The organism is Ralstonia pickettii (assembly GCF_001699815.1).
In the GTDB taxonomy this organism is placed as follows: domain Bacteria; phylum Pseudomonadota; class Gammaproteobacteria; order Burkholderiales; family Burkholderiaceae; genus Ralstonia; species Ralstonia thomasii.
This window is the reverse complement of the sequence record NZ_MCGB01000105.1, coordinates 1-11,152: the sequence shown is the minus strand read 5'-3', so window position 1 is coordinate 11,152 and position 11,152 is coordinate 1. Positions and strand designations below refer to the sequence as shown.

General features: G+C 65.8%; 6 protein-coding genes and 1 pseudogene. 3 read left to right on the top strand and 4 right to left on the bottom strand.

Annotated features, from left to right (window positions below):
- The 3 genes and pseudogenes from BEK68_RS22960 to BEK68_RS22950 form a co-directional block, all read left to right on the top strand.
- Positions 1–480: pseudogene (locus BEK68_RS22960) on the top strand (primosomal protein N'); the annotation flags it as partial.
- Between the two features lie 119 nt (positions 481–599).
- On the top strand, positions 600–2,654 hold the full coding sequence (locus BEK68_RS22955; RefSeq protein WP_012436714.1) for an OPT family oligopeptide transporter: 2,055 nt from the start codon (positions 600–602) through the stop codon (positions 2,652–2,654).
- Between the two features lie 14 nt (positions 2,655–2,668).
- On the top strand, positions 2,669–3,184 hold the full coding sequence (locus tag BEK68_RS22950) for a GNAT family N-acetyltransferase (protein WP_012436715.1): 516 nt from the start codon (positions 2,669–2,671) through the stop codon (positions 3,182–3,184).
- Between the two features lie 15 nt (positions 3,185–3,199).
- Here the strand turns inward: BEK68_RS22950 and BEK68_RS22945 are convergent, their stop codons facing one another.
- The 4 genes from BEK68_RS22945 to putA form a co-directional block, all read right to left on the bottom strand.
- Complete coding sequence (locus BEK68_RS22945; RefSeq protein ID WP_004628670.1) at positions 3,200–4,333, bottom strand: YbdK family carboxylate-amine ligase; 1,134 nt, start codon at positions 4,331–4,333, stop codon at positions 3,200–3,202.
- A 5-nt stretch (positions 4,334–4,338) separates the two neighbouring features.
- On the bottom strand, positions 4,339–5,562 hold the full coding sequence (locus BEK68_RS22940) for a cation:proton antiporter (RefSeq protein ID WP_012436716.1): 1,224 nt from the start codon (positions 5,560–5,562) through the stop codon (positions 4,339–4,341).
- 198 nt (positions 5,563–5,760) lie between these two features.
- Complete coding sequence (locus BEK68_RS22935; RefSeq protein ID WP_004628665.1) at positions 5,761–6,906, bottom strand: branched-chain amino acid ABC transporter substrate-binding protein; 1,146 nt, start codon at positions 6,904–6,906, stop codon at positions 5,761–5,763.
- 130 nt (positions 6,907–7,036) lie between these two features.
- The gene (gene putA / locus BEK68_RS22930) at positions 7,037–11,008 is read right to left on the bottom strand and encodes a trifunctional transcriptional regulator/proline dehydrogenase/L-glutamate gamma-semialdehyde dehydrogenase (protein ID WP_012436717.1); all 3,972 of its coding nucleotides are present in this window, start codon (positions 11,006–11,008) and stop codon (positions 7,037–7,039) included.
- Positions 11,009–11,152: the final 144 nt, after the last annotated feature.

Genomic DNA, 11,152 nt, shown 5'->3' with positions numbered 1-11,152 from the left:
TTGGCGGGCGAGGTGCTGATTCAGACGCGGTATCCAGATGCTCCGGCGCTGCAGGCGCTGGTTCGGCACGACTACGATGGGTTTGCGCGCCAATTGCTGCGGGAGCGCAAGCAGGCCGGGCTACCGCCGTTTGCCTATCAGGCGCTGCTCACTGCCGAGCACAAGGAAGTCGCGCGGGCGCTTGAATTCTTGAGTGCTGCGCGCTCGGCAGGTGAAGCCTTGGCTGCTGAATTGGGTGCGCCAGTGTTCTTGCATGACCCGGTGCCGATGACGATGGTGCGGCTGGCCAACCGCGAGCGGGCGCAGTTGCTGGTGGAGTCGGGTTCTCGGGCGGCTTTGCAGAAGCTTTTGACTGCCTGGACTGAGGGGTTTGCGGGGATCGGCAAGACGGTGAAGGGGGTGCGGTGGCAGTTGGAGATTGATCCTTTGCGGATTTTAGCGCTGGTGGTCCATCTCCCTTTCGTTCCCGGCAGGGGATGAAACAAGGGGTGCACCAAAAACAAAAAATCTAGAGGACACCCCAAAAAAATCCACCGCGCCCCCGCCCCCGTCCACTCCTATAATCCGCGCCACAAGAACCTTCTTTGGAGACCCGCAGGATGCAATCCCTCCATCCTCCCCAGCACATTCGGGCAGCGACCCTGCCAGAGCTGACGCTGCGCGGCATGATCCTTGGCGCGATCATCACCGTGATCTTTACCGCTTCAAACGTGTACCTGGGCCTGAAAGTCGGCCTGACGTTCTCATCGGCGATTCCCGCAGCGGTGATTTCGATGGCGGTGCTGCGCATGCTCGGCGGCACGAACATCCTCGAGAACAACATGGTGCAGACGCAGGCGTCTGCGGCCGGGACGCTGTCTTCGATCATCTTCATCCTGCCCGGCCTGGTGATGATCGGGCACTGGCAAGGCTTCCCGTTTTGGCAAACGTTTGGAGTCTGCATGGCGGGCGGCATGCTGGGCGTGGTGTTCACGATTCCGCTGCGCCACGCGATGGTGGTGCAGAGCGACCTGCCTTACCCCGAAGGCGTCGCAGCAGCAGAAATCCTGCGCGTGGGCAGCGGCCAGTCGGCGGACGGTGAAGATGCGGCCGATGGCGATGCGGTGCCCGCCGCCACCGGCATGCGCGATCTGGCCGCGGGCGGCGTCGTCGCGGCCATCGTGGCGTTTGCCACCAGCGGCCTGCGCCTGCTGGGCGAAGGCGCGAGCTGGTGGTTCGCAGCCGGTGCTGCGGTGGTGCGCTTGCCGCTGGGCTTTTCAACCGCGCTGCTGGGCGCGGGCTACCTGATTGGCCTGGTGGCCGGGCTGGCCATGCTGGTGGGCCTGGTGATCGCCTGGGGCATCGCCGTGCCGTATCTGACCTCCATCACGCCGATGCCGGCCGGCAAGGCGCTCTCTGCGTTCGGCACGGATGTGTGGCGCACGCAGGTGCGCTTTATCGGCGCAGGCGTGATTGCGGTGGCGGCCGTGTGGACGCTGGGCACGCTGATCGGCCCGGTGGTGCAAGGCGTGAAGCGCTCGTTTGGCAGCCTGCGCCCGAAGGCTGATGGCGCGCTGCGCACCGAGCAGGACATGGCGCCGCGCTGGATTCTGCTGGTCACGCTGGCCATGGTCGTGGTGCTGGTGATCACCTTTGCCGCATTCCTGGCGCCGACCATGCTGTCGGTCGGCTCGCGCTGGACGCTGATCACCTGCGCGGTGATCTTTGCAGTGGTGTTCGGCTTTCTGGTGGCGGCGGCGTGCGGCTACATGGCCGGGCTGATCGGTTCGTCGTCGAGCCCGATCTCGGGCATCGGCATCATCGCCATCACCTTGGTGTCGCTGCTGCTGTTGGCCATCGGCGCGGACAACGGCATCGTGGGTTCGCCCGAAGCGAGCAAGCTGGGCATTGCGCTGGCGATCTTCACAACGTCGGCCGTGGTGGCCGTGGCGACCATCTCCAACGACAACCTGCAGGATCTGAAGACCGGCTGGCTGGTCGGGGCTACGCCGTGGCGCCAGCAGGTGGCGCTGCTGATCGGCTGCGTGGCGGGCGCGGCAGTCATCTCGCCGGTGCTGGAGCTGCTGTACAACGCGTATGGCTTCCCGGGCGCGTTGCCGCGTGCCGGCATGGACGCCGCGCAGGCGCTGTCCGCACCGCAGGCCACGCTCATGACGGCCATCGCCACCGGCATCTTCACGCATCAGTTGGAATGGAACATGGTGATTGCAGGCGTCGTCATCGGCGTGTTGCTGATCGCTGTGGACTGGGCGCTCAAGCAGCGTGGCGGTGTCGCCCGGCTGCCCGTGCTGGCAGTCGGTATTGGCATCTACCTGCCGCCGACGATCAGCACGGTGCTGGTGGCCGGCGCGGTGCTGGCGTGGGTCATCGAGAAAATTCTTGCCAGGCGTGCACAGGCCGCCGGCGTGCCATATGCGCGCTATGCCGAGGTGCCGAACCGCCACGGCGTGCTGCTGGCGTCGGGCCTGATCGTGGGTGAAAGCCTGGTGGGTGTGCTGATGGCGGCAGTGATCGGCGCCACGGGCAAGGATGCGCCGCTGGCGATCGTGGGCGCGTCGTTTGAAGGCACGGCGCAATGGCTTGGGCTGATCGTGTTCGCCTTGGTATGCTGGGCCTTCGCGCGCCGCGTTCTCGCGGTGCGTCCGACTCACTGAACCCATCCCGCAACATGCTGCTCCGCGACGCAACGCAGGCCGACCTGCCGGCCATCCTCGCCATCTACAACGACGTGATCGCCACCTCCAATGCGATCTACACCGAAACACCCGTCACGCTGGAAGACCGCACCGCGTGGCTGGCCTTGCGTGCCACGCAGGGGTATCCGGTGCTGGTGGCCGACGATGACGGGCAGGTGGCAGGCGTTGCATCGTTTGGGGATTTCCGGCCCTACCCGGGCTTTCGCACCACCGTCGAGCACTCGGTGCACATTCACCGCGACTGGCGCGGCAAGGGGCTGGGCAGCCTGCTGGTCGAAGCGCTCTGCGAACGTGCCGCTGCCCTGGGCAAACACCTGATGGTGGGCGCCATCGACGGTGCCAATGCAGGCTCGATCCGCCTGCATGAAAAGCTCGGCTTCAAGGAAGTGGGCCGCATGCCCGAGGCCGCCATCAAGCATGGCCAGTGGCTCGACCTCGTGTTCATGCAGCGCTGGCTGGAAGCGCCGGGAACGGTCCGCAGCGACTGACCGTTCTTCGATGCGTCAGGCGGGCTGCGTTGCCGCCTGTGTCCAGCGCCCGCAACCGCGTCGCACGGTCTCATGCAGGTTGCGGGTTTCACGTTGCGCCGCGCGGATCCATTCCGCATCGGCGTCGCGCGCCTCCACCACCTCCCGCACCATGTCGAGCGCGCCTTCGGACGACAGCGCCTCGGCATGCGCCGACAGCAGCTTGCTTGTTTCCAGGATGTGATCGGCGAGCGCGCCACGGTTGCCCGTGGCCGGGTCGACGTATTCGCCGGCCAGTCCAAAACGGCATGCCTGGAAGCGGTTGAAGGTGTAGACGAGGTAATCGTCTTCCACGGGCATGAACGGGCGATCGAGCAGCAGCCAGCGGCCCAGCGCCTGGATATAGGCGGCGATGGCGGCGGCGCGTTCAACGGTCAGCGGGGTGTCCATCACGCGGACTTCGATCGTGCCGAATTCAGGCTTGGGGCGGATGTCCCAATAGAAGTCTTTCATGCTTTCGATGACGCCGGTGGCGTGCATCTTGTCGAAGTACGCGATGAAGGCGTCCCACGTCAGCACGAACGGCGCGCGGCCCGACATCGGGAAGGCGCTGACCGAGTTCATGCGCGCGGAAGCAAACCCCGTATCCACGCCCTGCACGAACGGCGACGACGCGGCCAGCGCAATGAAGTGCGGCACGTAGCGCGACATGGCGTGCAGCAGGTACAGCGCATCGTCCGGATTCGGGCAGCCAATATGCACGTGCTGCCCGAACACGGTGAACTGCTTGGCGAGGTAACCGTACAGATCCGAGATGTACTGATAGCGCGGCGATTGTGAAATCTGGCGCTGGCTCCACTGCTGGAACGGATGGGTGCCGCCGCCGCAGATGCCGATGTTCAGCGCCGTGGCGGCTTCAGCCATGCGGTCGCGCATCTCGCGCAACTGCCAGAGTGCCTCGTCATGGCTGTGGCAGATGCCGGTGGAGATTTCGATCATCGAATCGGTGATCTCCGGCTTGATGTCGCCGGGGTATTCCTTGCCCTTGAGCATGCGCAGCAGGTCGGGCGACGCCGAGGCAAGGTCGTAGTCATGACGATTGACGAGCTGCAATTCCAGCTCGACGCCAAACGTCAGGGCTTCGGATTTCGAGAATGGTTCGAGGGACATGGGGCTCAGTGCCTCCCTTCGTCTTGTCGCACCTCACCTGCCCAGCGCAGCGAACGCGCGGTCAGGATCGGCGCAGCAATCTGCTGGATCGCCAGCGTGCACAGGATGATGGCCGCCAGCGGACCACCGGTTTGCGGATACAAAGCCGCCGTATCGTGCATCAGCAACCATGACAGTCCGGACATGGGCCCAAGGGCCAGGCCCAGCGCGATGCTCTGCCGCATCGACAGGCCCGTGAACGAGCCCAGCGCCGTCGTGGCCGCCAGTTTGGCGATAAAGCGCGACAGCACCAACGCCACCGCCGCCACACCGCCAATCACCCAGTCCGACGCCTTGAGCGGCAAGCCGAGCGACACGATCATCACCACGATCAGGATGCTGCCCGCGCTACCGAAGTGCGACGGCCACACGCGCGGGTGATCGTCCTGATGCTTGAACACAACGCCTGCCAACAGCAGCGTGAGCGGTACCGACAGCTTGAGCAGCTTGGCCATCGCCAGTGCAAACAGCACCAGGCCGACGAGCACCAGGAATGCATAGTGATCGTCACCCGCCATGCGGTGATACAGCGCATGGCCCACCTTGCCGACCACCCAGGCCAGAAGCACGGAACCTGCCAGCAGGTAGAGCGGGTGGATCAGCGCCGCCGCCCAGTGGCCGTATTCACTGTGCAGCCAGCCGGCGGTCAGCGGCACCAGCACGCTTGCGTAGATGCTGTTGAGCGCGCCCAGCGAGAGCAATCGCTCCGTCACCTGGCCTTCGGCGCGCAGTTCGTTCTTGAGTTGCAGGAGCACCGTCGGGGACGTGGCCACCGCGATGGCGCCTGCGGCCACCGCCACCGACGCCGTCACGCCAAACAGCTGCAACACCCAGGTGACCAGGCCCCAAGTCAGCAGGCTCTCGAAGCCACTGGTGAGCAACAGCCAACGGTTGGCACGCAGCCACTCGAACGACAGCCGGTGCCCCAGCTCGAACAGCGCCAACGCCAGCGCCATCTCGATCAGGATGTGGGTCTGGTCGAGCATGTCGGTGTCGATGAGCGGGCGGCCGAGCACGCCGGCCACCAGCCCCGCCGCCGCATAGCCGACGATACGGGGCAGCTTGAGCGCCGCACGCGCAAACTCGCCACACAGCGCCGCGCCGACCAGCGCCAGGCCGATCCAGAAAAGACCGCCAGGCGCGGGCGGCCACGAAGGGAAGAGATCGTGAAGTCCTGTCATGGGCGACATGGTACCCGAAGCACCCCTTCGGGAAAGTCAGCCAAGCACTGACACGCGTTAGGCCCTTGTTACACGATATTTAATAATAGATCGATGATTTTGGATGCAGATGGCGACAACTCTATGTTCTGCGCCTCTGGCCGCCGGAAAAGAAAAACCGCCCCGGAGGGCGGTTTTCATACTGCGAATGGCTGAGAGCCGGTCGGATTACTTGCCGCCCACGCTCTCCAGCGGCGTCCACTTGCCGCCGGTGACCTTGTAGACGGTGATGCCGCCGTCCTTCAGGTCGCCCTTGTCGTCGTAGGCGTAGTGCTTGGCGGTCACGCCTTGCGTGTTGGTGGCAGCCAGGATCGGCAGGTACTTGGCCGGGTCGGACGAACCCGCAGCCACCATCGCCTTCATCAGGGCCATCGCGCCGTCGTAGGCGTACGGCGAGTACGTCTGCACCGGCGTGCCGAAACGCTTCTCATAGCGGGCCTTGTAGCCAGCGCCGCCCGGCATCTGCTCCAGCGGCAGACCGGCCAGCGATGCCACCATGCCTTCCGCCGCTTGCGGGCCGGCCAGCTTGATGAAGTCGTCGGTCTTGGACATTTCGCCCGACATGAGCGTGGACTTCATGCCCAGCTCGCGCATCTGCTTGAGCAGCGGCGCCGATTGGCCTTCGGCGCCGCCGTAGAACACGGCGTCCGGGTTCTTGCTCTTGATCTGCGTGAGGATGGCCTTGAAGTCGCTGGCCTTGTCGTTGGTGAATTCGCGACGCACGATGGTGGCGCCGGCAGCCTTGGCAGCCTTCTCGAACTCGTCGGCCAGACCCTGGCCGTAGGCCGTGCGGTCATCCACGATGGCGATGTTCTTGTAGCCCAGCTTCTTGACGGCGAACGTGCCGACCACCGAACCCTGCTGGGTATCGGAAGTCATCATGCGGAACGTCGTCTTGTAGCCTTGCTTGGTGTATTCCGGCGCGGTTGCCATGGCGATCTGCGCGATGCCGGCCTGGTTGTACACGCGCGACGCCGGGATGCTGGTACCCGAATTGAAGTGGCCGAGCATGCCCTTGATGCCGCTGTCCACCAGCTTCTGGGCGACTGCCGTACCGGTCTTCGGGTCAGCCTGGTCATCTTCCGCCATGAGCTGGAACTTGACGTCCTTGCCGGCGATCTTCGGCTTGGTGGCGTTGAACTCTTCAACGGCCAGCGTCGCGCCGTTCTTCATGTCCGTGCCGTATTGCGCTTGCGGACCCGACATCGGGGCAGCAAAGCCCAGCTTGATGACTTCCTGGGCCGATGCCGCCGTCATTGCACCACCCGCCAGCGTGCACAGTGCTGCCGCCAGACACAGTTGCTTCAATTTCATTTGTGCGTCTCCTAGTTCAAACGCAATTTGGATCAATAGCGCGACGGGATCACCGTCGCCCTCCTCCCGCTTCGCATCCCATCCGCACCCGTCGTGCGAATGGAACCGCGAATCCTGCTCGTGCTCCCCGTCAGCCGATGGTCATCAGGCTGGCGTTGCCACCCGCGGCGGCCGTATTGACCGACAGCGAACGCTCGATCAGCAGGCGCTCCAGCGCCAGCCCTTCCCCGCCGTGCGGCAGGCCTTGCACCCCCACGATCGGGCCGGCACGTCGTGCCAGTCCTTCGCAGATGGCGCGCAGATGGTCCGAATCGCCGTGATGCAGCACCGCATCAAACGCCGCTTCGTCGGTCGAGCCGACCACGCGGACGCGCGATTGTACTGCCGCCGGCAAGCCCCGAAGTACTGCTTCGATGGCAGGGTTTTCCTGCACAACGGCCACGCTGCCGACAGCCAGCACGGCCGCCAGTTGGCGCAGCCAATCCGCCGGATCGGCCGCCACGCACAGCACGGCTTCGCGCGGCAACAGCGTGTAGGTGTTGCGCTCGCCGGTCGGGCCGGGCAGCGTGGCGGTGGCGCCCGTGGCCGAGGCTGCAGCCAGGCGCTCGCACAGCGCCGCCAGTTCCGGCGATTGCTGGCGTGCCCATTCCGTCAGCGCATCGAACGGCGCCAGCAGCGCGCGGCGCGCGTCGGTATCGACCTCCGTACCGGCACCAGCGGTGAGTTGCATTGCGGTGCGCATGGCGTCCTGCGGGCAGGTCGACAGCAGACGCAGCAGATACAGCGGGCCGCCGGCCTTCGGGCCCGTACCCGACAGCCCTTCGCCGCCGAACGGCTGCACGCCCACCACGGCGCCGACGATATTGCGGTTCACATACAGGTTGCCGACGTGCGCGCGGTCGACCACGTGTGCGATGGTCTCGTCGATGCGCGTGTGGATGCCCAGCGTCAGGCCGTAGCCCGTGCCGTTGATCTGTTCGACCAGCTTGGTCAGGCCAGCGTTGTCCGCCGTACGCTTCCAGCGCACCACGTGCAGCACGGGGCCGAAGATCTCGCGCGTCAGGTCCGACAGGCTGTCGAGTTCGATCACCGTCGGCGGCACGAACGTGCCGTGCGCGCATGCGGCCGGCACCGGTGCCTGATGCACACGGCGGCCCTTGGCGCGCATCGCTTCGATGTGGCCGACGATGTTGTCGCGCGCTTCGGCGTCGATCACCGGGCCGACATCGGTGGCGAGACGATCCGGATTGCCCATCGCCAGCTCGGCCATGCCACCCTTGAGCATCGCGAGCACGCGGTCGGCGACGTCATCCTGCAGGCACAGCACGCGCAGCGCCGAACAACGCTGGCCTGCCGAATCAAACGCAGACGACAGCACATCGGCCACCACCTGCTCAGCCAGCGCCGACGAATCGACAATCATCGCGTTCTGACCGCCGGTCTCGGCAATCAGCGGAATCGGCGCGCCGTTGGCATCCAGGCGGCCGGCAAGCGTGCGCTGCAGGATGCGCGCGACTTCAGTCGAGCCGGTGAACATCACGCCCTTGGTGCGCCCGTCCTTCACCAGCGCCGCGCCGACAGTCTCACCGCGGCCCGGCAGCAGTTGCACGGCACCGGCCGGCACGCCGGCTTCGCGCAGGATGCGCACGGCTTGCGCCGCAATCAGCGGGGTCTGTTCAGCGGGCTTGGCCAGCACCGGGTTGCCCGCAGCCAGCGCGGCGCTGACCTGGCCGGTGAAGATCGCCAGCGGGAAGTTCCACGGGCTGATGCAGACCACCGGGCCCAGCGGACGGTGCGTGTCGTTGGAGAACCCACCGCGCACCTGCGCCGCGTAATAGCGCAGGAAGTCGACGGCTTCGCGCACCTCGGCGATGGCGTTGGACAGCGTCTTGCCGGCCTCGCGGATGATCAGGCCCATCAGGTGCTGCATCTCGCCTTCCATCAAGTCGGCGGCGCGATCGAGCAGCGCAGCGCGCGCTTCCGGCGGCGTGGCTTGCCAGATCGGGGCGGCGGCGGTGGCGGCCGACAGCGCGGCATCCACATCGGCTTCGGTGGCTTCCGTCACATGGCCGACGATGTCGCGCAGGTCCGCCGGATTGCGCACCGGCTGCGGCGCGCCACCCACGTACGATGCGTCGCCGATCGTCGGCTCGGCGGTCCAGACCGTGCTGGTGCCGGCAAGAAGGGCGGACGACAACGACGCCAGGCGCTGCTCGTTCGCCAGGTCGATGCCCGACGAGTTTGCGCGAACGTCACCGTAAAGGGCGCGCGGCAGCGGAATCTTCGGATGCGGCAGGCCGAGCGTCCCTTCATCGGCGTGCATCTTTTCCACCACCGCCACCGGGTCGGCGACGAGGTCGTCCAGCGGAATCGACTCGTCCGCAATGCGGTTCACGAACGAGGTGTTGGCGCCGTTTTCCAGCAGACGGCGCACCAGGTAGGCCAGCAGCGTTTCGTGCGTACCGACCGGCGCGTAGATGCGGCACGGGCGGTTCAGCTTGCCCGGCTTGTTGCCGACGACCTGCTCGTACAGCGGCTCGCCCATGCCGTGCAGGCACTGGAATTCGTATTGGCCGGGGTAATAGTTCTGGCCGGCCATGTGGTAAATGGCCGCCAGCGTGTGCGCGTTGTGCGTGGCGAACTGCGGGAAGATCGCCTCCGGCGCGGCCAGCAGCTTGCGCGCGCAGGCCAGGTACGACACGTCGGTGTAGACCTTGCGCGTGTAGACCGGGTAGCCCTCCAGGCCGTCGACCTGGGCGCGCTTGACCTCGCTGTCCCAGTACGCGCCCTTTACGAGGCGGATCATCAGGCGGTGCTTGCTGCGACGAGCCAGATCGATGATGTAGTCGAGCACGAACGGGCAGCGCTTCTGGTAGCCCTGCACCACGAAGCCGATGCCGTTCCAGCCGGCCAGCTCGGGCGCAAAGCACAGGCGCTCGAGCAGGTCGAGCGACAGTTCCAGGCGGTCGGCCTCTTCGGCGTCGATGTTGATGCCGATGTCGTATTCACGCGCCAGCATCGCCAGCGCCTTCACGCGCGGATACAGCTCGTTGATCGTGCGGTCGTACTGCGCGCGGCTGTAGCGCGGGTGCAGCGCCGACAGCTTGATCGAGATGCCCGGCCCTTCGTAGATGCCGCGCCCGCCCGAGGCCTGCCCGATCGCGCGGATGGCCTGCTCGTACGACGCGAGGTAGCGCTGCGCGTCTTCCTCCGTCATCGCGGCCTCGCCGAGCATGTCGTAGGAGTAGCGGAAGCCTTCGGCCTCGAACTTGCGCGCGTTGGCCAGCGCTTCGGAAATGGTTTCGCCGGTGACGAACTGCTCGCCCATCAGGCGCATCGCCATGTCCACACCCTTGCGGATCAGCGGTTCGCCGCTCTTGCCGATGATGCGCGTGAGCGCCTTCGACAGCCCTGCTTCGTTGTGCGTGGCCACCAGCTTGCCCGTGAGCAGCAGACCCCAGGTGGCGGCATTCACGAACAGCGACGGGCTCTGGCCGACATGCGAATACCAGTTGCCGTTGCTGATCTTGTCGCGGATGAGCGCGTCGCGCGTGGCCTTGTCCGGAATGCGCAGCAGCGCTTCGGCCAGGCACATCAGCGCCACGCCTTCCTGGCTCGACAGGGAGAATTCTTGAATGAGGCCCTGCACCAGCCCTTCACGGCCGGTGCCGACCTTTTGCGTACGCAGCTTGCCGGCCAGATCCCGCGCGAGCTGCTTGGCTTCCGAGGCGAGCGCGCCCGGCAGGCGGGCCTGCTCGAGCAGCATCGGAATGGCTTCGGTTTCAGGGCGGCGGTAGGCTGCGGTGATGGCCGCGCGCAGAACCGACTGCGGTTGCACGCTTTGCGCAAATTCGAGGAACGGTTGCACCGCGGCGTCATCGCCGTCATGCACGTCGGAGACGGCGGCGGCGGCGGACGGGAGGCCATCCGCCGCCGTGCCGTTTGCGTCATTTGGCAGCTGCCCCCGCTCCACTTGGTCCAGATACGTGAAGATCGCCTGCTTGATCAGCCAGTGCGGCGTGCGGTCAATGGACTGCGCAACGCGCTTGAGGCGTTCACGCGAAGCATCGTCCAGCTTGACCCCGAGGGTGGTTGTAGCCATGTGGGTTCCTATCCAGAGCTGCCATTGCCTAGCTTGTGGCCGGCAAATTGGGCGGATCATACGCCTGGCGATCTTGAAGGTGCAACCTAGTGAAACCCCTTGGTTCGAAATGGGTAGATGAGGGTGCAACCGCACATGGTGGGC